This window comes from Actinomycetospora chlora (genome assembly GCF_039542135.1).
Lineage (GTDB): Bacteria > Actinomycetota > Actinomycetes > Mycobacteriales > Pseudonocardiaceae > Actinomycetospora > Actinomycetospora chlora.
The window spans coordinates 1-26,861 of sequence record NZ_BAABHO010000002.1; the positions used below are offsets into that span (position 1 = coordinate 1).

Below are 26,861 nucleotides of genomic sequence, written 5' to 3' on the forward strand. Positions count from 1 at the left end.
CTCGCCACCCGCACCGGCGCCCAGCGGGCGCTGCCGAGCGGCGGGGGCGGGATCACGGGCGGCACGCCGCGCGGCGACCGGGCCGCGACGGGGGCCCGGGCCGCCGTCGCTGACGCCGACCGCAGCCTCTACCGCAGCGTCGCCGCGCGGACGGGCGAGGCGGGCGGACCGCAGCGCCCGGTGCAGGCCGAGCTGGTCGACGGCGCGCCCGTCTACCGGATCTACCGGCCGAGCCGCCCCCTCGGCGCCGGGGCGACGGGCCGCTCCACCCGCACGCGGCCCGCGCGGCCCGCCGGCGAGGGGGGCCCGCGTGCCGATCCGGACTAGGCGCGGGCGCGCGGCGGCCTACCGCGCCCTGTGGGAGTGGCCGCTGCACTCCCCGGCGCGGCTGTTCGGCGTGCTCGTCGTGGTCATCGCGCTCGCCGCGGGCGTCTCGTACCTCACCGGGGGCCCGGGCGAGGGCGGCGACGGCGGCGGCCAGGCGCTCGGCCCGGCCCCGGCCTCGGCCCCCCGCGCCGCGCCGGCACCCGGCCAGGCCCCGGTCACCGAGCTCAGCCCCCGCACCCTGCCGCTGACCGACGTCCCGCCGGTGGCGCTCGCGGTGGCGCAGCGCTGGACGCAGGCGTGGGCGACGCACCCGCCGGGGACGACGCCCGCGCAGTGGAGCGCGGGCCTCGCGCCCTACACCACCGACGAGTACCTCGCGGTGCTCTCGTCGGTCGACCCGTCCAACGTCCCGGGCTCGCGGGTCACCGGACCGGCCCAGGCCGTCGAGGTGCGTCCGGACGCCGTGCGCGTCCAGGTGCCGACCGACGCGGTGCGCCTCGAGCTCCTCCTGGTGCAGGTCGGACCGGGTGACTGGCGCGTCTCGGGCTACGACCGGGCCTCCTCGGGGTGAGGCCGTGACCGCCCCGCCCCGGCTCCCGTCCCGCCTGCCACCCCGGCTGCCGCCCGGCGTCCGCATCCTGCGCCTGCTGCTGCCGGTGGCCGCGCTGGCCGGCTTCCTCGTCGTCGTCCTGGCCGCGGGGCTGCTCGTCGCCGGGCAGTTCGTGCCGGGCGGCGACGAGGGCACCGACGGCGGCACGTGCGAAGCGGGCACCGGGGCGCCGTCGGGCAGCGCGCCGCAGACGTCGGCGGACCTCAGCGACGTCCAGCGCCAGACCGCGGCCACGATCATCGGCGTCGCCAAGGGCATGGCGGTGCCGCCGCGGGGCTGGGTGGTCGCCCTCGCGACGGCGATGCAGGAGTCGCAGATGGGCACCGTGGGCATGGACGTCGCGGTGGACCACGACTCGCTCGGGGTCTTCCAGCAGCGTCCGAGCCAGGGCTGGGGGAGCCCCGAGCAGGTGCGCGACCCCGTCTACGCGACGCGGACCTTCCTGCAGCGCCTGCTCGCCGTGCCCGGCTGGGACGCGATGCCGGTCACCCAGGCCGCGCAGATCGTGCAGCGCTCGGCGTTCCCCAACGCCTACGCGAAGTGGGAGACGCTGGCCAACAGCCTCGTCACCGACCTCGCCGGGGTCACCGGCGCGATCCAGGAGTGCCGCCCGGCCGCGGACACCGGTCCCGGGCCGGCGGCGTCGCTGCCGCCGGGGGTCGCGCGCACCGCCATCGAGTTCGCGACCGCCGAGACCGGCAAGCCCTACGTCTGGGGCGCGACGGGCCCGGACAGCTACGACTGCTCGGGGCTGATGCTGCGCGCCTACCAGCGGGCGGGCATCGTGCTGCCGCGCGTCTCGCGCGACCAGTACAACGCCGGGGCGCACGTCCCCGTCGAGCAGGCCCAGCCCGGCGACCTGCTGTTCTGGGCCTACGACGAGTCCGACCCGGACACCATCCACCACGTCGCCATGTACCTCGGCAACGGGCAGATGATGGAGGCCCAGCAGACCGGGGTGCCGCTCGGCACGCGCGCGGTGCGGTTCGACGAGGGCGAGCTGCTGCCCCTCGCCACCCGCCCCGGGACCGGCACCGACCCGACCTGACCGGCGTCTTCGGCGACGTTGAGCCATCCGGGAACAAGCCCGTGACAGGCTCCGTTGGTCGGGGTGACACACTTGAGCGCATGCGGCTCAGGTCCGGGTTTGCGAAGACAGCGATCCGGGCCAATACTTGAGCGCAGGGCACTCAATCGGATACCCGGAACCCACGGGTCTCGAGAGGAGACACGAGCATGGCGCGAGCGGTCGGCATCGACCTCGGCACGACCAACTCCGTGGTCGCCGTCCTGGAGGGCGGCGAGCCGACGGTCATCGCGAACTCGGAGGGCAGCCGCACCACCCCCTCGGTGGTCGCGTTCGCCCGCAACGGCGACGTCCTCGTCGGGCAGTCGGCCAAGAACCAGGCGGTCACGAACGTCGACCGCACGATCCGGTCGGTCAAGCGCCACATGGGCACCGACTGGTCGGTCGAGATCGACGACAAGAAGTACAGCCCGCAGGAGATCAGCGCCCGCGTGCTGCAGAAGCTCAAGCGGGACGCCGAGTCGTACCTGGGCGAGGAGGTCACCGACGCGGTGATCACCGTGCCGGCGTACTTCGAGGACGCGCAGCGGCAGGCCACCAAGGAGGCCGGCCAGATCGCGGGCCTCAATGTCCTGCGCATCGTCAACGAGCCCACCGCCGCGGCGCTGGCCTACGGCCTGGAGAAGGGCTCCGACGAGCAGACCATCCTGGTGTTCGACCTCGGTGGCGGCACGTTCGACGTGTCCCTGCTCGAGATCGGCGACGGCGTGGTCGAGGTCAAGGCCACCAACGGTGACAACAACCTCGGCGGCGACGACTGGGACGAGCGGATCATCAGCTGGCTCGTCGACAAGTTCAAGAACTCGCAGGGCATCGACCTGTCCAAGGACAAGATGGCGATGCAGCGCCTGCGCGAGGCGGCGGAGAAGGCGAAGATCGAGCTGTCGAGCTCGTCCAGCGCCGGCATCAATCTGCCCTACATCACCGTCGACGCGGAGAAGAACCCGCTCTTCCTCGACGAGCAGCTCTCCCGCGCCGAGTTCCAGCGCATCACCTCCGACCTGCTGGACCGCTGCCGCAAGCCGTTCAACCAGGTCATCAAGGACGCCGGCATCTCGGTCGGCCAGATCAACCACGTCGTGCTCGTCGGTGGTTCGACGCGCATGCCCGCGGTGCACGACCTGGTCAAGGAGCTGACCGGCGGCAAGGAGCCCAACAAGGGCGTCAACCCGGACGAGGTCGTCGCCGTCGGCGCCACGCTGCAGGCCGGCGTGCTGCGCGGTGACGTCAAGGACGTCCTGCTGCTCGACGTCACCCCGCTGTCCCTCGGCATCGAGACCAAGGGCGGCGTGATGACCAAGCTGATCGAGAAGAACACGACGATCCCGACCAAGAAGTCCGAGGTCTTCACGACGGCGGAGAACAACCAGCCGTCGGTGCAGATCCAGGTCTTCCAGGGCGAGCGCGAGATCGCGGCCTACAACAAGAAGCTCGGCATGTTCGAGCTCACCGACCTGCCGCCCGCCCCGCAGGGCGTGCCGCAGATCGAGGTCAGCTTCGACATCGACGCCAACGGCATCGTCAACGTCTCGGCGGTCGACAAGGGCACCGGCAAGTCCCAGCAGATGACCATCACCGGCGGCTCGGCCCTCTCGAAGGACGAGATCGACCGCATGGTGGCCGACGCCGAGGCCCACGCCGACGAGGACCGCAAGCGCCGTGAGGCCGCGGAGACCCGCAACCAGGCCGAGACGCTCGTCTACCAGACCGAGAAGTTCATCGCCGACAACGACGAGAAGCTCCCGTCGGACGTCAAGGAGAAGGTCCAGGCCGCCGTCGGCGAGCTGAAGACCGCGCTCGAGGGCGAGGACACCGAGGCCATCAAGGCGGCGTCGGAGAAGGTCGCCACCGAGTCGCAGCAGCTCGGCCAGGCCCTGTACGCCCAGCAGCAGGCCGAGGGCGGCGCCGCGGGTGCCGCCGGCGGCGCTGCGGACGCCGGGTCGGCCGGCCAGGCCGACGACGTCGTCGACGCCGAGATCGTCGACGACGACAAGAAGGACTGACCCTCGGGTCGGTGGGGGTGCGGCCGGAGCCGGGCGCACCCCCACCGGCCGCGGTCCCCCACTCCACAGCTCCCGGCGCGCGACCGCGTCCGGGGTCCTCTCGAGGAGGTCACAGTGCAGGATCCGGTCGTCGGGCACGACGCCCCCGACGCCACCGACTCCAGCGTCGGCGGGGTGCCCACCTCCGGTCAGGACGCGCCCGCCGGCACGGCCCAGCCGGACGGTGCCACCGACGGTGGTGACACCGCCGCGCCCGAGGGAGCCCACACCATCGCCGGTGAGGCCCGCGCGGCGGAGTCCGCCGCCGCGGCCTCCGCGGCCGATCTGTCCGGCAACGGCGCCGACGGGCCGGCCGACCCCGAGCTCGAGCGCGTCCGCGCCGAGCTGGCCGAGCGCACCGCGGACCTGCAGCGCGTGTCGGCCGAGTTCACCAACTTCCGTCGCCGCACCGAGCGCGAGCGCGAGTCGACGGTCGCGGCGGCCAAGGCCGCCGTCGCCGGCGAGCTGCTCACGGTGCTCGACGACGTCGAGCGCGCCGCGAGCCACGGCGACCTCACCGGTCCGTTCAAGGTCGTCGCCGACCGTCTCACCGAGACGCTGCAGCGCGCCGGCCTGACGCCCTTCGGGGCCGAGGGCGACGCGTTCGACCCGTCGGTCCACGAGGCGGTCGCCCACGAGACCGGCCCGGGCGTCACAGGCCCGACGGTGACCACGGTGATGCGCCGCGGCTACCGCTTCGGCGACCGCGTGCTGCGCGCCGCCATGGTCGGGGTCACCGACTCCGACGGCACGGCTCCGGTCGACCAGCCCGCCTCCGCCGACGCGAGCACGTCCTGACGGAGCCCCACACCCCCACCCCTGAACCCGCGGAAGGAGCAGTTGCGGCATGAGCGCCCGTGACTGGGTCGAGAAGGACTACTACCGCGAGCTGGGCGTGGCCAAGGACGCCTCCGACGCCGACATCAAGAAGGCGTACCGCAAGATCGCGCGGGAGAACCACCCCGACGCGAAGCCGGGTGACGCCAAGGCCGAGGCCCGGTTCAAGGCCGCCGGCGAGGCCTACGGCGTGCTGTCCGACCCCGAGAAGCGCCAGCAGTACGACGAGGCGCGCACCCTGTTCTCCGGTGGCCGCTTCGGCGGCTTCGGGGCCGGTCGCGGCGCCGGAGCGGGTGCGGGCGGCACCGGGTTCCAGGGCGGCTTCGACGTCGGCGACCTCTTCGGTGGTCGCGGCGCCGGCGGCGCCGGGGCGGGTGGCCTCGGCGACCTGCTCGGCGGCCTGTTCGGCGGCGGCGCCGGGCCGACCACCGGCCCGGCGTCCGGCATGCCCGGCGCCGGGGCCGGCCGCCCGCGCGAGCAGCGCGGCGCGGACGTCGAGACCGACGTGCGGATCGACTTCGCCGAGGCGGTCGGCGGCACGACGCTGCCGCTGCGGCTCGCGTCGCCGACGCGCTGCAGCACCTGCGGCGGCAACGGCGCCAAGCCCGGCACCAGTCCCCGCACGTGCCTCACCTGCGGCGGCGCCGGTGTCGTGTCGCGCAGCCAGGGCGCGTTCGCGTTCAGCGAGCCGTGCCGCGACTGCTCGGGCACCGGCTCGATCGTCGACGACCCGTGCCCCGAGTGCGGCGGCGACGGCGTCAGCACCCGCTCGCGCACGCTGACGGTGCGCATCCCGGCCGGCGTCGACGACGGCCAGCGCATCCGCCTCGCCGGCCAGGGCCAGCCCGGCAGCCGCGGCGGGCCCCCCGGCGACCTGTTCGTCGTCGTGCACGTCAACCCGGACGACCTGTTCGGCCGGTCGGAGCGCAACGCCGACGACCTCGTGCTCACCGTGCCGGTGACCTTCCCCGAGCTCGTCGACGGCACGACGATCACCGTGCCGACGATGGACGGCAAGGTCTCGCTCAAGGTCCCCGCGGGCAGCCAGAGCGGCCGCACGCTGCGGGTCCGCGGGCGCGGCGTGCACCGCAAGGACGGCCGCACGGGCGACCTGCTCGTCACCGTCGAGCTCTCGGTGCCGCAGCGCTTGAGCAGCGAGGCCCGCGAGGCGCTCGACGCCTACGCCAAGGCCACCGCCGATCACGACCCCCGCGCCGAGCTGACCCGGCGCGCCGAGGCCGCCGCACGGAGGGAGACGGCGTCGTGAGCGGGCGCGGCACGGGCGGCGAGCGGGGCCCCTGGCCCTCGCCGCTCGGCGCGCCGTCCGCCGCCGGCGGCATCCCGGCCCTGCCGGCCTGGGCCGACGAGGACACCCCGGTGTTCGTCATCTCGGTCGCCGCCCAGATCGCGGGGATGCACGCCCAGACGTTGCGGTCCTACGACCGCATCGGGCTCGTGAGCCCCGGCCGCGCGAGCGGCGGCGGGCGGCGGTACTCGGTGCGCGACATCGCCGTGCTCCGCGAGGTGCAGCGCCTGTCCCAGGAGGACGGCGTCAACCTCGCGGGCATCAAGCGGATCATCGAGCTGGAGCGTGAGGTCGGTGCCCTGACCGACCGGCTGCAGGAGGTCACCGAGGAGCTCGCCCGCTGGCGCGCCGCGGCCGAGCAGGCCGCGAAGAACGCCGCCGACCCGTCCCGGCTCCCGGCCCGCCGCACCCAGTCCGTCGTGGTCTGGCAGCCGGGCCCGCGCGCCCGCGAGTGAACTATTCCGCGAAAGGGTCGTAGCGGATGTGGTCGAGCGGGACGCCGTCGACGAGCAGGGCCGACGCCGTCGCGCGGATCATCGCCGGCGAGCCGGAGAGCAGCACGTCGTGCCCCGACCAGTCGCCGCTGCGCACGACGGCGTCGGGCAGCGTCCCGGGCAGCGTGCGCTCGTTGAGCGGGTCGTCCTCGCAGACGGCTGCGAGCGCGAGCCACGGGTGCTCCGCGGCCAGGGCCTGCAGCCGGTCGAGCACCGTGAGGTCCTCGGGCACCCGCCCGCCGAGGAACACCGTGCACGGCCGGGGCCGCGGCCACCGGGCCATGTCCTCGCACAGCGCGAGCACGGGCGCCCCGCCGGTGCCGCCGGCGACCATGAGCACGTCGCGGGTGCCGTGCGGGTCGAGCCCGAGCCGGCCGGCGGGCGGGCCGAGCCGCCACCGGTCGCCGGTGGCGGCGTGGGCCACCATCGCCCGGCTCACCCAGCCGCCCTCGACGGCGCGCACGTGGAACTCGAGCAGGCCGTCGGGTCGCGGGGCGGTGGCCGGCGAGAGCGGGCGCCACATCCGCGGACGCTGGGGGATCTCGACGGTGAGGTACTGGCCCGCGCGGTGCGGCACCGGCACGTCGGGGGCGACGTGGAGGACGGCGAGGTCCCAGGACAGCCGCCGGTGCCCGACGACCGTGCCCTCGGCGACGGCCGGGTCGGCCGCCGCGCGCACCGCCTGCTCCATGGGCCCCGCGGCCAGCGAGAACGCCCGGACCCAGGCGTGCTCGGTCGGCGCGTCCCAGTGCTCGCCGGCGAAGCGGCGCATCGCGCCGATCAGCGCCACCCCGATCGCCTCGTACTGCTCGGCGCGCAGGCCCAGCGCTCGGTGCTCGCGCACCAGGGGTTCGACGTGGGCGCGCAGCGCGTCGGGGCGGTCGACGGTCGTCATCGGGAGCACGATCGAGCGCAGCAGCCGTCGCGCGGGTTCGGTGACGCGCGCCGGGAACAGCGCACGCACCTCGGGGGCCAGGCTGAACAGCAACGCGGCGAACCAGCAGGCGAGCTCGTCGATCTGCGGCTCGACCTCGTCCCACGTCTCGCGCACGCGGCGCGCCGCGTGGGCCTCGGGCGTGGCGGGGACCTCGGCCGCGGGCCCGGGGGCCGGGTCGGGAGCCTGCTCGGGGGCCGTGTGCCGGCCGGGCAGCACGATCGGCGTCGTCGGGGGCGGCGGGACGGTGCGCACCGGGGTCAGCCGTCGCGCGGGACGCTGCACGGCGGCCGGACGGTCCCGGTCGCCCGGCTCCTCCGGGGACAGCGGCTCCGCGGACATGCAGGTCTCTCCTCCCCCGACCCCCGCCGCGGGCACCAGGTCCCCGCGCGACCGCACCACTATGACAGCCCGTGCCGCGCTGGTCACGCAGGGTCCCCGTCGGTCCGCTCCCGGCGGGGCGCGGAGAGCGCCGGACGGTGCTCGCGACCACCCTGAGCAGCCACGACGACCCGATGCGGTGCCACTCGGCGTCGTTGCTGTGGGTGACCGGACGCGACGTCCGCCGGGCCGGGAAGAAACGCCGCACACCCAGAGTTGAGCCAAGTAGACTCAAGTACGAGGGCGGCTTGGTGGGCCGCCCGCCCGCCCCGATCAGGAGGACCCGATGGACTTCAACCCCACCACCCGCACCCAGCAGGCGGTGTCGGCCGCCGTCCAGGCGGCGACCGTCGACGGTCACCCGCAGGTCGCGCCGGCCCACCTCGCGGCCGCGTTGCTCGACCAGACCGACGGCCTCACCGAGCCGCTGCTGCGCGCGGTCGGGGCGGATCCGTCGGCCGTCCGCCAGGACATCGGCAAGGTCCTCGCGGGGCTGCCGAGCGCGAGCGGGTCCAGCGTGTCCGCGCCGCAGTTCGACCGGGAGACCGCCCGCGTGCTCCAGCACGCCCAGCAGCTCGCCGCCGACATGGGCGACGAGTACGTCTCCACCGAGCACCTGCTGGTCGGGCTCGCCGCCGCCGGCGGGCGCACGGCCGAGGTGCTGACCCGCCACGGCGCGACGCCGGAGGCGCTCAAGGAGGCGTTCACCAAGGTGCGCGGCTCCGGGCGCGTCACCTCGGCCGACCCGGAGAGCACGTTCCAGGCCCTGGAGAAGTACGGCCAGGACCTCACCGAGCGGGCCCGCTCCGGCGACCTCGACCCCGTCGTCGGCCGTGACGCCGAGATCCGCCGCGTCGTGCAGGTGCTGTCGCGGCGCACCAAGAACAACCCCGTGCTCATCGGCGAGCCCGGCGTCGGCAAGACCGCGATCGTCGAGGGCCTGGCCCAGCGCATCGTCGCCGGCGACGTCCCCGAGTCGCTGCGCGGCAAGCGCGTCGTGTCCCTGGACCTCGGGTCGATGGTGGCCGGCGCCAAGTACCGCGGCGAGTTCGAGGAGCGGCTCAAGGCCGTCCTGCAGGAGATCACCGACTCCGCGGGCCAGGTCATCACCTTCATCGACGAGCTGCACACGATCGTCGGTGCCGGTGCGACCGGCGAGTCCGCCATGGACGCCGGCAACATGATCAAGCCGATGCTGGCCCGCGGCGAGCTCCGCATGGTCGGCGCGACGACCCTCGACGAGTACCGCGAGCACATCGAGCACGACCCCGCGCTCGAGCGCCGCTTCCAGCAGGTGCTGGTCGGCGAGCCGACGGTGGAGGACACCATCGGCATCCTGCGCGGGCTCAAGGAGCGCTACGAGGTGCACCACGGCGTCCGGATCACGGACGCGGCGCTCGTCGCCGCGGCCGCGCTGTCCGACCGCTACATCACCGCGCGTTTCCTGCCGGACAAGGCCATCGACCTCGTCGACGAGGCCAGCTCGCGGCTGCGCATGGAGATCGACTCGCGCCCCGTCGAGATCGACGAGGTCGAGCGCATCGTGCGCCGCCTCGAGATCGAGGAGATGGCGCTGGACAAGGAGTCCGACGAGGCGTCGCGCGAGCGCCTGGGCGCGCTGCGGGCCGAGCTGGCCGAGCGCCGCGAGGAGCTCGACGCCCTCACCGCCCGCTGGCAGGGCGAGAAGGAGTCGATCGACGCGACCCGCGGGCTCAAGGAGCAGCTGGAGACGCTGCGCGGCGAGGCCGAGCGCGCCACCCGCGACGGCGACCTCGGCCGCGCCGCCGAGCTGATCCACGGGCGCATCCCCGCGCTCGAGAAGGAGCTGGAGGCGGCCGACGCCGCGGCAGTGGTGCCCGAGATGCTCAAGGAGGAGGTCGGGCCCGACGACGTTGCCGACGTCGTCTCCGCGTGGACCGGCATCCCCGCCGGGCGGCTGCTCGAGGGCGAGACCCAGAAGCTGCTGCGCATGGAGGACGAGCTCGGCCACCGCGTCGTCGGCCAGGCCGAGGCGGTCCGGGCGGTGTCCGACGCCGTCCGCCGGGCCCGCGCGGGCATCGCGGAGGAGGACCGGCCCACCGGCTCGTTCCTGTTCCTCGGGCCCACCGGCGTCGGCAAGACCGAGCTGGCCAAGGCGCTCGCCGCGTTCCTGTTCGACGACGAGCGGGCGATGATCCGCATCGACATGAGCGAGTACGGCGAGAAGCACTCGGTGGCCCGCCTCGTCGGCGCCCCGCCCGGGTACGTCGGCTACGACCAGGGCGGCCAGCTCACCGAGGCCGTGCGCCGGCGTCCCTACTCGGTGGTGCTGCTCGACGAGGTCGAGAAGGCCCACCCGGACGTCTTCGACGTGCTCCTGCAGGTGCTCGACGACGGCCGGCTCACCGACGGCCAGGGCCGCACGGTCGACTTCCGCAACACGATCCTCGTGCTGACCTCGAACCTCGGCTCCGCCGCGCTCGTCGACACCTCGCTCGACGACGAGGGGCGCAAGGAGAAGGTCATGGAGGTCGTCAAGCGGTCGTTCAAGCCCGAGTTCCTCAACCGGCTCGACGACGTCGTGGTGTTCCACGCGCTGTCGACCGAGGAGCTCACGTCGATCGTGGACATCCAGCTCGAGCGCCTCGGCGCCCGCCTGGCCGCCCGCCGGCTGACGCTCGCGGTCAGCGACGCCGCCCGCGAGTGGCTCGCGCTGCAGGGCTTCGACCCGATCTACGGCGCCCGGCCGCTGCGCCGGCTCGTGCAGTCGGCCATCGGTGACCAGCTCGCCAAGGCCCTGCTCGGCGGCGAGGTCCGCGAGGGCGACACCGTCGCCGTCGACCTCGACGAGGCCGCCGACCACGGCACCGGCGGTCTCGTGGTGTCCCGCGCCGCCGCCTGACCCGGTACTGGACGGAGGGCCCCTTCGGTCGATCTACTCGATCGGAGGGGCCCTTCGCTCGTCCCCGACGCGGGTCAGCGGGTGAGCGTGCCGGCGACCTGCTGGTCGACGGGCAGGAACACCGTCGACCCGCCGCGGTAGTGCTCGAGGGCCACGTCGGCGAAGCCCGCGGCGGTGAGCAGTTCGCCGGTGTGGCGCTGCAGGTCGCAGCCCTCGAACGCCCACCGCCACCCGGACCACAGCGCGCGCTGCACCCGCGCGAGGGCGCTGCCCTCCGGGGCGGCGACGTGCTCGAGCACGATCAGCCGTCCGCCCGGCCGCAGGACGCGCCGGGCCTCGGCCAACGCCGCGGCCGGGTCGACCACGGTGCACAGCACGAGGGTGCTCACGACGGCGTCGACGCAGCCGTCGGGGAGCCCGGTGTCCTCGGCGCCGACGGCGCGGATCTCCAGGTCGATCCCGTACCGCGCGGCGGACGCCCGCAGCGGGCCGTGCATCGACGGGTTCGGCTCGATCGCGATGACGCGGGTGCCGGGCGCGTAGTAGCGCATGTTGGCCCCGGTGCCGGCGCCGAGCTCGACGAGGGTGGCCGGGAGGTCGGCGAAGAGCGCGGCCTTGCGCTCGCCGAGGAGGCGGTGGACCGCGCCGTCCACGAGACGGAAGAACGCGGCGTTGAGCCGCCCGCGGACGGGGTGCGGGGCCGGCAGGAGGGTGGTCGTCGTCATGCGCCCAGCACACCGGGCGGCCGGGACCCGGCGCTTCGCCTCTTCCGGCCACCACCCGCGATGGCCCCGACGGGCCACTACTCGAGCAGGTGGTGGCGCGTCGCGTACGCCGCCGCGGCCGCGCGGGACGGCAGGCCGAGCTTGCCGCGGACGTTGGCGAGGTGGCGGTGCACCGTGTGGGGGCTCAGGCCGAGCCGGCGGGCGATCTCCCGGTCCGCCAGCCCCCGGGCGACCAGCCGCAGGACCTCCAGCTCCCGCTCGGACAGCGTCCCCGTCGGGGCCGCGACCGCGCCGCCCGGCAGGAACGCCGAGAACGCCCGCAGCACCGCGTCGGCGTCGCCGCGCCAGGGGAAGTGATCGGTCCCGTCGAGGGCGACGAACCCCGCGTCCGGGACGGCGGCGGCGATCGCGCGCCCGAGGACGACGGGGATGGCGCGGTCGTCGCGCCGGTGCACCACGAGGGTCGGCGCTCCCACGCGGGCGAGCTCGTCGGTCACGTCGAACGCGTAGGTCGCGGCGAGCGACGCGGCGGCGTCGTCGGCCGTCGCCGAGGCCCGTTGGAACCGGGCGAACGTGCGGCGGTCCTCCTCGTCGGCGCCGGGCAGGAAGAGGTCGGCGAGCACGTGGGAGCCCAGGCCCCAGTGCGCCCGCACGAGACCGACGAGCTGCTCCCGCAGCGCGGCCGGGGCGATCGCCGACCCGTCGGCGTAGGTGCCGTAGAGCAGGAGGCGGTCGACGAGGTCCGGCCGCCGGGCGGCCAGGGCCGTCGCCACCGGGCCCCCCGAGGACGCGCCGAGCAGCGTCACCGGGCCCGCGTCGAGAGCGGTCACGACGTCGGTGAGCGCGGCGACCTCGCCGTCGAGGGAGAGGTCCGCGACGCCCGGGGAGAGCCCCGACCCCGGCCGGTCGTAGCGGACGACGGTGTGGTGGGCGGCGAGCGCGACGATGAACCGCCGGAAGTCCGGCAGCGCCCACAGCAGCTCGAGGTGGCCCATCCACCAGCCGCCGACGACCAGGGGCGGCCCGCTGCCGACGGCGGCCCACGCCACCGTCCGGTCGCCCGACCGCGCGAACCGGATCGTCGGCTCCGGCCCGGGGTCGTCCCGCCCCGCCACGCCCCGAGTATGGGCCTACGGGCTCCCGCTAGCGACGGGCTCGACGAGCCCCCGCGTGCCGTCGACCTGCACGATCGCGACGTCCGCGAGGCGCGCGACCGCGTCCCGGACGCCGACGACGGCGGGCAGCCCGTACTCACGGGCGACGACGGCCCCGTGCGAGTTGGCGCCGCCCATCTCCATGACGAGCCCGCCGGCGGTGAGGAACAGCGGCGTCCACCCCGGATCCGTGGACGGGCACACGAGCACGTCGCCGGGCTCGAGGTGGGCGCCCCGCGGATCGGTGATCACCCGGACCGGACCGGTGACGGTGCCGGCCGAGGCCGCGACACCGGACAGGGCGCCGTCGGGGGCCGCGCCGTCGGTGAGGGCCTCGGGCTCGGTGCCGTCGGAGAGCACGACGCGCGGGACGTGGCGCCGGCGCAGCTCGCGCGTGTGGGCCTCGCGGCGTTCCCGGACCCGGGCGCGGTGGTCGTCGTCGGTGGCGGCCTCGGCGAGGTCGAGGAAGAACACGTCGTCGGCGTGCTCCAGCAGGCCGCGCGCGGCGAGCTCCGCGCCGACCGCCAGGAGCTCGGTGCGCGCGGCGGAAAGGACCGTGACCAGCCAGTACTTCGGCAGCTCGCGCAGCCCGACGAGCTCGCGGGCCCGGTGCAGGGCCAGCGCGACGACCCGGCCGCGCAGCCCGCCGGCCCGCGCGGCGAGGTCGGCGACCAGCGCCTCGGCCCCCGCCGCGCTGCGCGCGAACACGGCGTCGGGGGCGCGCCCGGTGTCGGCGAGCCGCACGAAGTTGGCGAGCACGCCGAGCAGGTGGCTGGGGTCGTCCGACCAGCGCGGCACGCCGAGGTCGATCTCCGCGACCGCGCGCCGGCCGTGCGCGGCGAGGAAGGTGCCGAGGCCGGTGGCGAGCGCCGCCGGCCAGTCCGCGCGGCGCACCGCGAGCGTGCCGGCGTCCTCGGCGGTCAGCGCGGCGACGCTGGCCGGGTCGTCGCGCAGCCGGACCGCGAGGTCCCACAGCGCGAGGTCCATCTCGGTGGTGACGTTGTGGGGCAGGCCGCGCAGCACGGAGCCGAGCTCGCCGGGGCGGGCGCGGTCGCCGAGGAGCTTCGCCGCCAGGCCCAGGGCCAGGAACCCGGCGGCCGGGGCCGGCGCGATCCGGGGCGCCATGGGCGCGAACATCGCGAACATCCACCGCACGCGGTCGAGGCGCTCGTGGCGTCCCGCGCCGGGCGGTGACGGCAGCCGGCGCTCCGCGTCGCGGACCAGCCGGAACGCCCGGTCCCGGGCCCGCGCCGGGCGCACCCACGCGCCGACGAGCGCCGGGGGGATGCGGAAGCGCAGCGCGATCCGCCCGACGCGGCGCACCGCCGGCAGCGGCGAGCGGCGCGTGACGGACAGCTCGGGGCGGTCGAGCTGGGTGGCGATGACCTCGGCCGACCGCGTCTCCATCACCCCGAGCACCCCGGCCACCCCCGCGCGGCCGACGCGGCTGCGCAGGACATCGGTGAGGTCGACGAACACCCGCAGGCCGGCCTCGGAGAGCATCGGCGGGCCCTGTTCGGGGTCGTCGACCGGCGCCCCGAGCAGCCGGGCGACGCTCGACCCGAGGTGCCGCGCGGCCGACAGCCCGGCCGGGGTGAACGGCCGGAGCACGCCCTGCGCGACGTTGGCGGACAGGAACAGCCGCAGGCCGGGGCGTCCGGGGACCAGGGGGTAGAGCGTCGTGATCGGGCGGGCCTGGGTGAGCCACGCGGTGCCGGCGGCGTCGACGGCCCACTCGACGTCCTGCGGGACCCCGAACAGCGCCTCCGCCCGGCGGCCCAGCGCCGTCAGCGCGCGCACCGCGTCGTCGGACAGCACCCGCCCGCTCGCGTGGGCCGCGGTCGTGGTGCCGCCGCCGGGCCGCGCGTGGACGACGGTGCCGCCCGCGCCCGCCCGGCGCTCGACCACCGTGCCGTCGGGGTCGACGACGAGGTGCTCGGGGTCGACCGATCCGGAGACCACCGACTCGCCCAGGCCGGGAGCCGCGTCGACCACGGCCTGGCCGCGACGGCCCGAGACGGGGTTCGCGGTGAACAGCACGCCGGCGGCGCGGGCGTCGACCATCCGCTGGACGACGACGGCGAGGGTCACCGACGCGTGGTCGATGCCCCGGGCGGCGCGGTAGGCGACGGCCCGGTCGGTCCACAGCGACGCCCAGCAGCGCCTGACGGCGTCCAGCACCGCGTCGGGGCCGACGACGTTCAGGTAGGTGTCCTGCTGGCCGGCGAAGCTCGCGTCGGGCAGGTCCTCCGCGGTGGCCGACGAGCGGACGGCGACCGGACCGTCGGGGCAGGCCGCCCGGACCGCGTCGGCGACGGCGTCGGGCACCGGGAGCGCCAGCACGGCCGCGCGGGCCTTCTCGCCCAGCACGTCGGCGTCGGGCTCGGCGAGCAGGGCGTCGAGCGCCGACCCGACCGCGGCCCGGTAGGCGGCCGTGGTGAGGCAGACGCCGTCCGGCACCGGCAGCCCGGCGCGCACCAGGGCGCCGAGGTTGGCCGCCTTGCCGCCGACGCGGCCGAGCGTCGCGGGGTCGGCGGGGTCGATCGATCCCAACGGCAGGACGAGGGTCATGACGGCCTCCTGCCCTGCCGGGCGGCGTCGCCGAGCAGGGTCATCGCGCGCGCCACCACGGCCCGGTCCACGGGGTCGAGGTGGCTCGTGATCTGCAGCTGGGCGTCGGCCCGGGTGCGCTCGAGACGGCGCAGCAGGGCGTCGCCGTCCTTCGCGAGGGCCACCCGGCGGACCCGCCGGTCGCTGGGGTGCTCCTGGCGTTCGACGAACCCGCGGCGCTCCAGGCCGTCGACCAGCCGGCTCGTGGCCGACAGCGACCGCCCGACCCGCTCGGCGAGCGCGCCGAGCGCCACCGGCTCCCCGGCGTCGAGGACGTAGAGCGTCGCGAGCTGCGTCAGCGACAGCTCCTCGCCGTCGTCGAACGCCGCGAGCATGTCGAGCAGGAACGCGGGGATCATGGCGCGCCGCATGTCGCCGACGCTGGCGGCGAGGTCCTCGCGCTCGTCCATGGTCATTCCTTGCACGACTGCAATGTGTGCAACCATGCAATCATCGGCGCAGGTCGGGGTCAAGGGTCGTCGCCCTGCCGTCGACCTCGCCGGACGACGACGGGGAGTTCGGCGGTTACTGGCTGGTATCGCTCGCTCACCGAGCGATACCAGCCAGTAACCGTGGCCGGGAGAGGGCGCCTATGCCCGCCGACGCGTCTCTTCGGGCGTCACGACGCTTCCTCGCGGGCCAGCGGTCGGTAGAACAGGCGGGCTTTCCGTGCCGTCCGCCGGGTCGTCACGTCCGCGAGGGCAGCCCCCGCCGGGACGTTGACGAAGGGAACTGCCTTGAGCAGACCCGTTCGAGTGAAGCGGATCCCGACGAATCGGAAGAGCTCCCTGGCTGCCACCAGATTGGGTCCGCGGAGGTAGCGCATCAGCAACCTCTTCAGCACCCGCTCACCGGCGGCGCCGAGTGGACCGGACAGGTTGTCGCCGGCGACCATCTCGAAGCCGTGAAGGTGCAGGATCTCGCGGGCCCGCGCCTGATGATCCGTCAGGTCGTGGCCGTATGCCGCGGCGATCTTCAACGACAGCTCGATCTGGAAGTACGACAGGCTCGCCAGGTCGGAGACGATCGTCGTCGCCGCGAGGGGGATCGCGGCAGGGCCCGAGGCGCCGGAAGCCACGAGACCCAGGCCGGCCAAGGCGCCTTGGCCCCTGACCAGGAGCAGTTGCTTCCTGATCAGGTCTTCTACGTGCCGCTCGACGTTCGCGTCGGACGCGCTGCGGGCGCGGGTCTCCTCGCTGGTGATCTCGGGTCCTCGCCGCTCGATCACGTAACGCACGAGGACGAGTGGTGCTCGATGTCCGGCTCTCAACAGCTCGCCGAGCGGGAACCGTGGTTGCTCGTCGTCAGTCAGGGCGAGGTCCTGTCCGTGTTCGGGGGTCGTGCAGTGGAACAACGGTAGGCCGGACGCCGCCGACGTCGGGGAAGGGGCGTATCCCCCGACCCGCCGTTCAGTCCAGCGCCGAGCCTCAAGGGCATCCGGCCAACCTCGTCGTGGCGGGAGAGCGCCCGATGCCGCGCGGCTCGGGTCAGCCCTCCTCCGTGACCCGTCCGGCGTCCACGTGCCAGTGGCGGCTGGTCGCGACGCCCGCGAGCAGGCGCCGGTCGTGGGAGACGAGCAGCAGCGTGCCGGCGAACGACGCGAGCGCCGACTCGAGCTGCTCGATGGCGGCCAGGTCGAGGTGGTTGGTCGGCTCGTCGAGCACGAGCAGGTTGACCCCGCGCGCCTGGAGCAGCGCCAGCGCGGCGCGGGTGCGCTCGCCGGGCGAGAGCGTGTCGGCCCCGCGGTGCACGTGCTCGGCGCCGAGGCCGAACTTGGCCAGCAGCGTGCGGACCTCGGCGGTCGGCCAGCGGTCGATCTCGGGCATGCGGGAGAACACGTCGATCAGAGGTGTCGCGCCCGTCAGCAGACCGCGGGCCTGGTCGACCTCGCCGACGACGACGCCGGACCCGAGCGACGCGCGGCCCGCGTCGGGGGCGAGGCGCCCCAGGAGCAGGGCCAGCAGCGTCGACTTGCCCGCCCCGTTGGCGCCGGTGATGGCGATGCGGTCGGCGTAGTCGAGCCGGAGGGTGACGGGGCCGAGGGTGAAGTCGCCGCGCGTCACGACGGCCCCGTCGAGGGTCGCGACGACCGTCCCCGAGCGCGGTGCCGCGGCGATCGACATCCGCAGCTCCCACTCCTTGCGGGGCTCCTCGACGACCTCCATGCGCTCGATCCGCCGCTCGGTCTGGGCGATCTTCGACGCCTGCTTCTCCGAGGTCTGGCCGCGGTGGTGCTTCACGTGCTTGTCGGGGTCGGTGGCCTTCTTGCGGGCGTTGCGCACACCCTTGTCCACCCACTGCTTCTGCGTCTGCATCCGCGCGGTCAGCTCGGAGCGCTTGTCGGCGTACTCCTCGTAGGCCTCGCGCGCGTGCCGCCGGGCGGTCTCCCGCTCGGTCAGGTAGGCCTCGTAACCGCCGCCGTACTGGGTGATCTGCTGCTGGGCGAGGTCGAGCTCGAGCACCGAGGTGACGGTGCGGGCCAGGAACTCGCGGTCGTGGCTGACGAGCACGGTGCCCGCGCGGAGCTCGCGGACCCAGCGCTCCAGCCGTTCGAGGCCGGCGAGGTCGAGGTCGTTGGTGGGCTCGTCGAGCAGGAACACGTCGAAGCGCGCGAGCAGCAGCGACGCCAGGTTGGCCCGGGCAGCCTGGCCGCCGGAGAGCGAGGCCATCTCCGCGTCGAGGAGGTCGGCGGGGAAGCCGAGGTCGGCGGCGACCTCGCCCGTGCGCTCCTCGAGGTCGGCGCCGCCGAGGTCGAGCCAGCGCTCGAGGGCGACGGCGTAGGCGTCGTCGGCACCCGGGACGCCGTCGGACAGCGCGGTCGTCGCCGTCTCGAGCGCGACCGCGGCGGCGGTGACGCCGGTGCGACGGCCGAGGAAGCCGCGGACCGTCTCGCCGGGCACGCGCGCGGTCTCCTGCGGGAGGTGGCCGATGGTGGCCGTGGGCGGGGTGACGGCGATCGAGCCCTGGTCCGGGGCCGCGAGCCCGGCGAGCAGACGCAGCAGCGTCGACTTGCCCGCCCCGTTGACCCCGACCAGCCCGATGACGTCGCCGGGCGCGACCACGAGGTCGAGGCCGGAGAACAGCACCCGGGCGCCGTGCGCGGCGGCGAGGTCCCGCGCGACCAGCGTGGCGCTCACGATCACCGAGCCTAACCGCGGGCCGCCAGCGGGTTCTGGACGCGCACCCGGGAACGCCGCGGCGCGCCGGTGACGTGCTGCACGATGGGGGGACGCGGTCGTCGTACCCTGCAGGGCGTGCCTGCCTGGGTCTGGTTCGTCATCGCGGCGCTGGCCGCGGCCGGCGGGGCGATGCTGCTGTTCTCCGACCGTGCCCGCACGGCCGGGCACGGCAAGGACCGGCGTCGCTGGGCCGAGCAGAAGAGCTGGGAGTTCGTCGAGGTCGACCCCGTGCTGCCGAGCCGCTGGCGCTACGGCGCGGTGCACCAGGGCGGCCACGGGCGGGCGCTCGACCTCGCGACCGGTGCCGTCCCCGGCCCCGGCGGGCGGCGCCTCGCCCACGTCTTCGACCACGAGCAGGCCGGCCAGATCACCGGGATCGTCGCCGCCGTCCGCGGCGTCGCCACGCTGCCGGTCGCCCTGGAGCTGCGGCTGCCCTCGGCCCCGCTGCCCGACGACGCCGGGCTCGACTCGCTGGGCCAGGTCGGCGAGCGCTACGCCTTCGTCACCTCGGTGGCCCACGCCCGCCCGCTGATCACCCCGGACGTCGCGCGCGCCGCCGACCTCGTCGGCGAGGACGTGCCGCTGCTGTGGGCCGAGGACACCTGGGTGCTCGCCACGATCGACCCGGGCGCCGACCCCGAGCGGGTGCAGACGCTGCTGCAGGCGCTCGTCGAGGTGTCCGTCGCGCTGGAGGAGGCCGCGGCCGCCGAGGACGACCCCGGTCACGACGCGGGGTGGGACGGCGGCGTCGCCGGCGGGTACGAGCAGACCTACACCCCCGAGTCGGAGCCCGAGCCGCGTCCGACCCACCGTGACGCCCCGGCCGACATCCCCTACGACGTCGAGGACGACGAGTTCGGCCCCGGCGCGCGCAGCAGCTCCTCGTCCGGGCGGTGAGCGGCCCCACTCCCCGCCGGACCCTCGTCACGGCCGCGGACACCGACCTCGGGCGTGCCCTCGTCCGGCGCCTCCACGCGCGCGGCGACGAGATCGTCCTCGCCGGCGGCGAGCGCGACGCCCTCGAGGCGATCGCGGCGGACCTCGGCGGGAAGGTCGAGGTGCTGCCGGGCGACCTCGCCGACGTCGACGACCTCGACCTCGTCGTGCGCCGCCTCCAGGCCGACACCCGGCCGATCGACCTGCTCGTCGTCGGGCCCACCGACCCCGTCGCCGACGGCCTCCCGGACGTCGAGCCCGCCGTCGCGCGGGCCGCGCTCGACCGCGCGGCCGGCGCCGTGCTCGGCCTCCTGCGCGCCGCCCTGCCGGGGATGATCGCGCGCGGCCACCCCGGCCCGGGCGGTGTCATCACTGTGGCCGGCCCGGCGGCCTACCTGCCCGCCGCGGGCGCCGCGGGCCTCGACGGCGCGGCCCAGGCCTACGTCGCGATGCTCACCGAGTCGCTGCAGCAGGCGGTCGGCCGCGAGGGGCTGACGCTGACCACCGTCTGCCCGACCCCGCCCGGCGGGCAGGGCGAGCACACGGTGCTCGACGCCGTGCCGCTGCGCGTGGCCCCGCCGGACGCCGACGCCGTCGCGGCCGCCGCCCTCGCCGACCACGCCGCCGGTCGCGTGCTGTCCGTACCCGGCATCGGGACGCGCGCGCTGGTCGGCGTCTCCCGGCTGGTGCCGTTCGGCGCCGTCCGCGCGGTGCGCTCCGCGGCGGCCCGCCACCTCCGGTCGCCGCTGGCGGCCTGGCGGGAGCGGCGCGGACCGCGCGGGCCGCGCCCGGGCACCGCGCTCGTCACCGGGGCCAGCTCGGGCATCGGCGCGGCGTTCGCCGAGCACCTCGCGCTCGCCGGCCACGACCTCGTGCTCGTCGCCCGCGACGCCCGCCGCCTCGACGCGGCCGGCGAGCGGCTGCGCGCGCGGCACGGGGTGGGCGTCGAGGTGCTGGTCGCCGACCTCGCCACCGCGGCCGGCCGCGACCGCGTCACCGAGCGCCTCACGGGCGCGCCGGTCGACCTGCTGGTCAACAACGCGGGCTACGCCACCGCCGGCGAGTTCCTCGAGACCGACCCGGCCGCCCTGCGCGCCAACTACGAGGTCAACATGGCCGCCGTGCTGGAGCTGACCGCCGCCGTGCTGCCCGGCATGGTCGCCCGGCGCCGCGGCGACGTCGTCAACGTCTCGAGCGTGGCGGGCTTCCTGCCGGGCCGCGGCTCGGTCTACAGCGCGGGCAAGACCTACGTCACCGCGCTCTCCCGCAATCTCGCGCTCACCGTCGGCGGGGACGGGGTGCGGGTGATGGCGCTGTGCCCCGGGTTCACGCGCACGGAGTTCCACGCCCGGCTCGGCCAGGACCGCCAGGGCCCGGAGTGGCTGTGGCTCGACGCGGACCGCGTCGTGGCCGAGGGCATGGCGGACCTCGAGGCGGGGAAGGCGGTGTCCGTGCCGGGGACGGTGTACAAGGCGATCGTCGGGGTGACGCGGGTCGTGCCGCGGGCGTTGCTGCGCGCGCTGGCGGCCCGGACGGCGACGGACCGCGGATGAGCACCCCAGCGGTCGACGTGGACGCCCGCGCCAGGCTCGCCGCCCTGGTGACCGAGCTCGCGGTGGTGCACGGTCGCGTCACGCTCGCGTCGGGCCGCGAGGCCGACTACTACGTCGACCTGCGTCGCGCGACGTTGCACCACGAGGCCGGCCCGATCATCGGGCGGCTCGTCCGCGAGCTCACGGCGGACTGGTCCTACGACAGCGTCGGGGGGCTGACCCTCGGCGCCGACCCGGTGGCGCTGGCCGTCATGCACGCCCCCGGCCGCCCCGTCGACGCCTGCGTGGTGCGCTCGGCGACCAAGACGCACGGCATGCAGCGGCGCATCGAGGGCCCCGACGTCACCGGGCGCCGCGTGCTCGCCGTCGAGGACACGTCGACCACGGGCGGCAGCGTGCTGACGGCGGTGGACGCGCTGCTCGAGGCGGGTGCCGAGGTGGTCGGCGTCGTGACGGTGGTCGACCGGGGCACCGGCGCCACCGAGGCGGTCGAGGCCCGCGGGCTGGCGTGCCGCTCGCTGCTCGGGCTGGCCGACCTGGGGCTGTGACCCCCGAGCAGGAGCCCGGCGACGACCCCGGCCCCACCGAGTGGCGGACGGGTCCGGAGCCGGTCGGCGTCGGGCCGTGGCCCGGCGGGCCGGCGGCCTGGCCGGAGGACCCGCGCTACGACCCCGAGCTCCTCGCGGGCGGCGACCGGCGCAACGTCGTCGACCGCTACCGCTACTGGCGGCGCGAGGCGGTGGTCGCCGACCTCGACGCGCGCCGCCACCCGTTCCACGTCGCGATCGAGAACCTGCACCACGACGCCAACATCGGCACGATCGTCCGCACCGCCAACGCGTTCGCCGCGGCCGCCGTGCACGTCGTGGGCCGGCGGCGCTGGAACCGCCGGGGCGCGATGGTCACCGACCGGTACCAGCACGTGCACCACCACGTCGACGTCGCGGCGCTGATGGCCTGGGCGCGGGCCGAGGACCTCGCGGTGGTCGCCGTCGACAACGGCCCCGGCGCCGCCCCGCTCGAGACCGCGGTGCTGCCGCGGCGCTGCGTCCTGCTGTTCGGTCAGGAGGGCGTCGGGCTCACCCCGGAGGCGGTGGCCGGCGCCGACACGGTGCTCGCGATCGCCCAGTACGGCTCCACGCGCTCGATCAACGCCGGCGTCGCGGCCGGGATCGCCATGCACGCGTGGATCCGCGCGCACGCGGAGCCGCCGCGGGACTGAGCGGCGTCACGGGTGCAGGTGCCGGCTCGCGGAGTCGTCGGTGACCCGCCACAGGGTCGTGGCCATGGGCTCGGCCAGTTCCTCGCGCAGGTGCCCGACGAGCCCGACCGTCCGGGCGATGACGCCGAGCCCGCGCGCGATGCGCCAGTCCAGGTCGAGCAGCACCACGCAGGCGCCGATCGCGCCGGTGACGTTGACCGGCAGCGCCCGCCCGGACGCCTCCCCGGCGGCCGCCGAGACGGCGCGGACGAGCCGGGCCGCGACGTCGGGGAAGCCGAGCTGCAGCCCGAGGTCGAGCAGCACCTCCGCGCGGGGGTCGACCGGCGTGTGGATCGGGTGGCCGACGCCCGGCACGTGCTCCCCGCGCTCCCGGTACCCCGCCACGATCCGGGTGGCCGCCGCGGCCACGTCGGCGTGGGTGGGGGCGTCGCCGAGCTCGGCGACGCCGGCGGCGAGGTACTGCGCGGAGCCCTCGATGGTGCCCACGAACCGCGTGCCGAGCCCCAGCAGGCCGGCGGCGACCGCGCCCTGCAGGGACTCCGGCGCGCCGAGGTGGGTCAGGCGGGTGGCCATCGCGTTCGGGGTGATGCCGTGCTCGACGAGGCTGACCAGGGCGGCGTTGAACAACCGCGCCTCGGCCTCGCTCGGCGTCCGGGTGGTGAGCAGCAGGAAGGCGAAGGTGCCGAGGTCGACCTGCCCGATGAGCTCGGTGCACAGGTCCCGGCCGAGCACCGTGACGGAGGTGGCGTCGCTCCAGCAGATGTCGCTGCGGACGTCGAGGGCGGGGGCGGGGGTGTCGGTCAACGGACGGTCCTCTCGTCGGCGGGTGCGGTCAGGAGGCGCTCGAGCTCGCGGCGCACGACCTTCCCCGAGGTGTTGCGCGGCATCGCGGACGACGCCAGGAAGCGGATCTCGCGCGGGGCCTTGTGGTGGGGCAGCCGGTCGCGGCAGGCGGCGAGGAGGTCCTCGGCGGAGGCGTCGTCGCGCTCGTGCACGACGAACGCGACCGGGACCTCGCCCCACTGCGGGTCGGGGCGGCGCACCACGCCGGCCTCGAGGACCCCGGGCAGGCGCAGCAGCGTCCGTTCGATCTCGGCCGGGTAGACGTTCTCGCCACCGCTCTTGATCATGTACTTGACCCGGTCGACGAACGACAGCGTCCCGTCGGCGTGGCGGACGAGCACGTCGCCCAGGTGGAACCAGCCGTCGCGGAAGTCCGCGGCGGTGGCCGCCTCGTCGTCCCAGTAGCCGCTGAACAGCGTCGGGCCGCGCATGCAGAGCTCGCCGGGGGTGCCGTCGGGGACGTCGCGACCCTCGGGGTCGACCAGGCGGACCTCGCAGAACGCGCTCTGGCGCTTGGGCAGGGCGGTGGGCTCGACGCCGATCGGGACCGTGTCCGCCGAGCAGGGCGGGCAGCCGGTCTCGGTGGCGCCGAAGGTGTTGGCGTACGGCGCGCCGAGCAGGGTCGTGAGCTCCGCGATCTCCGCCGGCCGCACGAGGTCGGGCATCACGCCGCACAGCCGGACCCCGGCCGGGCGGGCCCCGCGCTCCCGCAGGGCGGCGACGAGCCGCCCGACGGTGCCGGGCATGACGAGGAGCCAGCCGAGCGGTTCGGTCTCGACGAGGTCGACCAGCTCGTCGACGGCGAACCCGTCGACGACGACCACGGTGCCACCGGAGACCAGGGTGCTCAGGGAGTTGTCCAGCGCGCCCATGTGGTGCAGCGGGGACCATGCGACGAACGTGCCCTCCCCGGAGACGCCCAGCTCGGCGCGGGTGGCCATGGCCCGGGCGATCTCGGCCCGGTGGCTCACGCAGGCGCCCTTCGGCGCCCCCGTGGTGCCGCTGGTGTAGATGATCACCGCGACGTCCTCGGGCTCGGCGTCGGCGCCTCCCGGACGGGGGACCGCCCGGTCGACCGCGCGGTCGAGATCCTCGCCGAGCTCCCACACCGTCTCGGGACGGTCGGCCAGCACGTCGGCGTGGGCCTCCCGCTGCCGTGGCGAGCACAGGGTCAGCCGGGGGGCGACGAGGTCCAGGCAACCGGTCAGTTCCGCCGCCGACGCCCGCGTCCCCTGGGTGGCGACCGCCGCGCCGAGACGCAGGGCGGCCAGCACCACCTCCAGGTACTCGAGGCGGTTCTCCGCCAGCAGCGCCACCCGGTCGCCGCGGCGCACCCCGGCGTCGGCCAGGACGGTCGCGAGCCGGCGGGTGCGGTCGACCAGCTCGCCGTACGTCCGCCGGACCGACCCGGCCCGCAGCGCCACCCGGGCGGGGTGCATGCGGGCGCGGGCGTCGACGAGGTCGGCGACGGTGCTGCCCGCCGCGGCGGTGACCAGCGCGCGGGCGCCGGTCATCCGGCGGTCACCGACGACCCGGCCGCCGTGGCCGCGGGCTCGGCAGCCTCCGCGGGCCGCGCGAGCAGCACCCCGACCAGGCCGAGCAGGCTGGTCAGCACCATCCAGCCCGCGATCGCCCAGGGCTGCCCGCCCTGCCACGCCAGCAGGGCGCCGGCGATGAGCGGGGCCAGCCCGCCGCCGATCACCGTGCCGCCCTCGCGCCCGATGGACACCGCGCTGAAGCGGCTGCGGGTGCCGAACATGCCGGTGAAGTAGGCGGGCTGGATCGCGTCGGCGGCCGCCGCGCCGCCGGCGATGCCGATGGTGACGGCCAGGGCGACGAGGCCCGCGCTGCGGGTGTTCAGCAGCAGGAAGAAGGGGAAGGCGAAGACCGCCTGCACCGCGAGCGCCACGACCATCACGCGGGCGAAGCCGAAGCGGTCACCGAGGTGGCCGTAGACCGGGCAGAGGACGATCGCCGCGAGGGCCCCGATCACCGTCGCGCCCAGCACCGACGCGCGGGGCAGGTGCAGCGTCGCGGTCGCGTAGGTCAGGACGAACACCGACACGATGTTGAACGTCGCGTTCTGCCCGACGCGCATGAGGAAGATCGCGATGACGTTCCGGGGCCGCCGCAGGGCGGCGACGATCGGTGCCCGCTCGCGGCCCTCGGTGCGGGTGACCTGCTCGAACTCGGCGGTCTCGTCGAGGCCCCGCCGGATCCACAGGCCGACGCCGACCATGACCACGCTGACCAGGAACGGGATCCGCCAGCCCCAGGCGAGCAGGTCGTCGTCGCCGAGCACGGTCGCGAGGCCGGTGAACGCGATCGAGCCGAGCACGAGGCCCGCGAACACCGCGGCGGAGAGGAACGCGCCGAAGAAGCCCGGCCGGCGGGTGCCGTTCTCCTTCGTCATCAGGGCCGCGCCGCCCCACTCGCCGCCGGTCCCGAGACCCTGCGCGACCCGCAGCAGCACGAGCAGGACCGGAGCGGCCACCCCGATCTGTGCGTAGCCCGGCAGGAGGCCGACCGCCGTCGTCGCGGTGCCCATGAGGACCAACGTCGCGACGAGGACGGCCCGGCGTCCGACACGGTCGCCGAGGTGGCCGAACAGCAGGCCGCCGATGGGGCGGGCCGCGAACCCGGTGGCGAACGTCGCGAAGGAGAGCAGGGAGCCGACGACCGGGTCCTGGGTCGGGAAGAAGACCGTCGGGAAGATCAGCGCGGCGGCCGTCCCGTAGAGGAAGAAGTCGTACCACTCGAGGACGGTGCCGATCGTGACCGCGGTCGTGACCCTGCCCGTCCCCGCCCGTGCGCTCCCGGTGCCGTCCACGTCGCCTCCTCGGTGAGCCTTGCGGATTCCGCTGAGCGAAGTTATCTTCGCTCTACGAACGCTTCGGAGAATCCGCGGGAGGAACGGGGGATGTCAACCCCGGGTGTGTCGGGCCCGGACAAGGAGCACTACGTCAGCGCCCTGGCCCGTGGGCTCGCCGTGCTGCGCACGTTCGGGCCGGGGACGCCGCAGCAGACCCTCAGCGAGGTGGCCGCCGCGGCGGGTCTGAGCCCGGCCGTCGCCCGCCGCTACCTGCACACGCTGGTCGAGCTGGGCTACGTGCGGCAGGTCGACCGCCGCTTCGTCCTGACCCCCTCGGTGATGGAGATCGGGGCGAGCTACGCGGATTCGATGAACCTCGCCGAGGTCGCCCAGCCCTACCTGCAGCACATCCGCGACGAGACCGGCGACAGCGTCTCGCTGACCACCCTGGCCGGCACCGACGTGATCCACCTCGTGCACGTCCAGACCGAGCGGCTGCTGCGCTTCGCCGTCACGCCGGGCAGCCGGGTGCCCGCGTACGCCTCCGCGACGGGGCGGGCGATGCTGGCCTACCTGGCGCCCGCGGCGCTCGACCGCTGGTTCGCGACGGCCGTGCTCGCCCCGCGCACGCCCCGGACGGTCACCGACGAAGGGCAGCTCCGGGCGCACCTCGCGGAGATCCGCCGCGACGGGTACGCGCTGGTCGTCGACGAGCTCGACGTCGGCATCACCGTGCTCGGCGTCCCCGTCCTGCACGACGGCGTCGCCCTGGCCGGCATCAGCTGCGCCGCGGCGTCGGGCCACCAGAGCCCCGAGGCGTTCCGCGCCAGCCGGCTGCCGCAGCTGCAGGAGGCGGCGCAGATCCTGTCCCGCCAGCTCGAGCGCTCACCGGCGCTGGTGCACTCGCTGCAGCCGGGCGCCTGAGGCG

General features: G+C 75.5%; 22 protein-coding genes and 1 pseudogene. 13 read left to right on the forward strand and 10 right to left on the reverse strand.

Features of this window, described 5'->3' with window-relative positions; genetic code table 11:
• The 7 genes and pseudogenes from ABD994_RS01060 to ABD994_RS01090 all read left to right on the forward strand — a co-directional run.
• Positions 1-327, forward strand: a pseudogene (locus ABD994_RS01060) (hypothetical protein); the annotation flags it as partial.
• A complete protein-coding gene (locus ABD994_RS01065) occupies positions 311-898 on the forward strand; it encodes a hypothetical protein (RefSeq protein WP_345410438.1) in 588 nt (195 codons plus the stop codon). The pseudogene ABD994_RS01060 and the gene ABD994_RS01065, both read left to right, overlap by 17 nt.
• 79 nt (positions 899-977) lie before the next feature.
• The gene (locus ABD994_RS01070; protein WP_425550002.1) at positions 978-1,985 is read left to right on the forward strand and encodes a C40 family peptidase; all 1,008 of its coding nucleotides are present in this window, start codon (positions 978-980) and stop codon (positions 1,983-1,985) included.
• A gap of 188 nt (positions 1,986-2,173) precedes the next feature.
• Positions 2,174-4,027: a molecular chaperone DnaK gene (dnaK, locus tag ABD994_RS01075; RefSeq protein ID WP_345410442.1), complete on the forward strand. Its 1,854-nt coding sequence runs from the start codon at positions 2,174-2,176 to the stop codon at positions 4,025-4,027.
• A gap of 114 nt (positions 4,028-4,141) precedes the next feature.
• Positions 4,142-4,864, forward strand: a complete 723-nt coding sequence (gene grpE / locus ABD994_RS01080; RefSeq protein WP_345410444.1) for a nucleotide exchange factor GrpE — start codon at positions 4,142-4,144, stop codon at positions 4,862-4,864.
• 49 nt (positions 4,865-4,913) lie between these two features.
• Positions 4,914-6,170 carry a molecular chaperone DnaJ gene (gene dnaJ, locus ABD994_RS01085; protein WP_345410446.1) on the forward strand — a complete coding sequence of 419 codons (1,257 nt, stop codon included), beginning with the start codon at positions 4,914-4,916 and terminating at the stop codon, positions 6,168-6,170.
• Positions 6,171-6,241: 71 nt separating this feature from the next.
• Positions 6,242-6,664, forward strand: a complete 423-nt coding sequence (locus tag ABD994_RS01090; protein WP_345410732.1) for a heat shock protein transcriptional repressor HspR — start codon at positions 6,242-6,244, stop codon at positions 6,662-6,664.
• 1 nt (position 6,665) lies between these two features.
• On the opposite strand, the gene ABD994_RS01095 is transcribed toward ABD994_RS01090, so the two are convergent.
• On the reverse strand, positions 6,666-7,979 hold the full coding sequence (locus ABD994_RS01095; protein ID WP_345410448.1) for an FAD-binding oxidoreductase: 1,314 nt from the start codon (positions 7,977-7,979) through the stop codon (positions 6,666-6,668).
• A 325-nt stretch (positions 7,980-8,304) separates the two neighbouring features.
• Here ABD994_RS01095 and clpB point away from each other — a divergent pair, with 325 nt between their 5' ends.
• A complete protein-coding gene (clpB, locus tag ABD994_RS01100; RefSeq protein WP_345410450.1) occupies positions 8,305-10,899 on the forward strand; it encodes an ATP-dependent chaperone ClpB in 2,595 nt (864 codons plus the stop codon).
• A gap of 74 nt (positions 10,900-10,973) precedes the next feature.
• Here clpB and ABD994_RS01105 read toward each other — a convergent pair whose 3' ends face one another.
• From ABD994_RS01105 to ABD994_RS01130, 6 genes are all read right to left on the reverse strand, one after another.
• A complete protein-coding gene (locus ABD994_RS01105) occupies positions 10,974-11,624 on the reverse strand; it encodes a class I SAM-dependent methyltransferase (protein ID WP_345410452.1) in 651 nt (216 codons plus the stop codon).
• A gap of 77 nt (positions 11,625-11,701) precedes the next feature.
• Positions 11,702-12,739, reverse strand: coding sequence for an alpha/beta fold hydrolase (locus ABD994_RS01110; RefSeq protein WP_345410454.1), 1,038 nt, complete (start codon positions 12,737-12,739; stop codon positions 11,702-11,704).
• 15 nt (positions 12,740-12,754) lie between these two features.
• Positions 12,755-15,349, reverse strand: a complete 2,595-nt coding sequence (locus ABD994_RS01115; RefSeq protein WP_345410457.1) for a PEP/pyruvate-binding domain-containing protein — start codon at positions 15,347-15,349, stop codon at positions 12,755-12,757.
• On the reverse strand, positions 15,346-15,798 hold the full coding sequence (locus ABD994_RS01120) for a MarR family winged helix-turn-helix transcriptional regulator (protein ID WP_345410459.1): 453 nt from the start codon (positions 15,796-15,798) through the stop codon (positions 15,346-15,348). Before ABD994_RS01120 ends, ABD994_RS01115 begins: the two co-directional genes overlap by 4 nt.
• Before the next feature lie 209 nt (positions 15,799-16,007).
• Positions 16,008-16,625: a hypothetical protein gene (locus ABD994_RS01125; RefSeq protein ID WP_345410461.1), complete on the reverse strand. Its 618-nt coding sequence runs from the start codon at positions 16,623-16,625 to the stop codon at positions 16,008-16,010.
• 250 nt (positions 16,626-16,875) lie between these two features.
• Entirely contained in the window at positions 16,876-18,525 is a 1,650-nt protein-coding gene (locus ABD994_RS01130) for an ABC-F family ATP-binding cassette domain-containing protein (RefSeq protein ID WP_345410463.1), read from the reverse strand.
• A 117-nt stretch (positions 18,526-18,642) separates the two neighbouring features.
• On the opposite strand from ABD994_RS01130, the gene ABD994_RS01135 reads away from it, so the two are divergent.
• From ABD994_RS01135 to ABD994_RS01150, 4 genes are read left to right on the forward strand one after another with little or no spacing between them, the layout of a single operon-like run.
• Complete coding sequence (locus tag ABD994_RS01135) at positions 18,643-19,464, forward strand: type III secretion system chaperone family protein (RefSeq protein WP_345410465.1); 822 nt, start codon at positions 18,643-18,645, stop codon at positions 19,462-19,464.
• On the forward strand, positions 19,461-21,056 hold the full coding sequence (locus tag ABD994_RS01140) for an SDR family NAD(P)-dependent oxidoreductase (protein WP_345410467.1): 1,596 nt from the start codon (positions 19,461-19,463) through the stop codon (positions 21,054-21,056). The genes ABD994_RS01135 and ABD994_RS01140 overlap by 4 nt, the downstream gene beginning before the upstream one ends.
• Positions 21,053-21,604: an orotate phosphoribosyltransferase gene (pyrE, locus tag ABD994_RS01145; RefSeq protein ID WP_345410469.1), complete on the forward strand. Its 552-nt coding sequence runs from the start codon at positions 21,053-21,055 to the stop codon at positions 21,602-21,604. Before ABD994_RS01140 ends, pyrE begins: the two co-directional genes overlap by 4 nt.
• Complete coding sequence (locus ABD994_RS01150) at positions 21,601-22,278, forward strand: TrmH family RNA methyltransferase (protein WP_345410471.1); 678 nt, start codon at positions 21,601-21,603, stop codon at positions 22,276-22,278. The genes pyrE and ABD994_RS01150 overlap by 4 nt, the downstream gene beginning before the upstream one ends.
• Before the next feature lie 6 nt (positions 22,279-22,284).
• Here the strand turns inward: ABD994_RS01150 and ABD994_RS01155 are convergent, their stop codons facing one another.
• Genes ABD994_RS01155 through ABD994_RS01165 form a run of 3 tightly spaced genes read right to left on the reverse strand, consistent with a single transcriptional unit; the run spans position 22,285 to position 25,951 of the window.
• Complete coding sequence (locus ABD994_RS01155; RefSeq protein WP_345410473.1) at positions 22,285-23,082, reverse strand: citryl-CoA lyase; 798 nt, start codon at positions 23,080-23,082, stop codon at positions 22,285-22,287.
• A complete protein-coding gene (locus tag ABD994_RS01160) occupies positions 23,079-24,635 on the reverse strand; it encodes a class I adenylate-forming enzyme family protein (RefSeq protein WP_345410475.1) in 1,557 nt (518 codons plus the stop codon). Before ABD994_RS01160 ends, ABD994_RS01155 begins: the two co-directional genes overlap by 4 nt.
• Entirely contained in the window at positions 24,632-25,951 is a 1,320-nt protein-coding gene (locus ABD994_RS01165) for an MFS transporter (protein ID WP_345410477.1), read from the reverse strand. Before ABD994_RS01165 ends, ABD994_RS01160 begins: the two co-directional genes overlap by 4 nt.
• Before the next feature lie 90 nt (positions 25,952-26,041).
• On the opposite strand from ABD994_RS01165, the gene ABD994_RS01170 reads away from it, so the two are divergent.
• Positions 26,042-26,857, forward strand: a complete 816-nt coding sequence (locus ABD994_RS01170) for an IclR family transcriptional regulator domain-containing protein (RefSeq protein WP_345410479.1) — start codon at positions 26,042-26,044, stop codon at positions 26,855-26,857.
• The last annotated feature ends 4 nt before the right edge of the window (positions 26,858-26,861 follow it).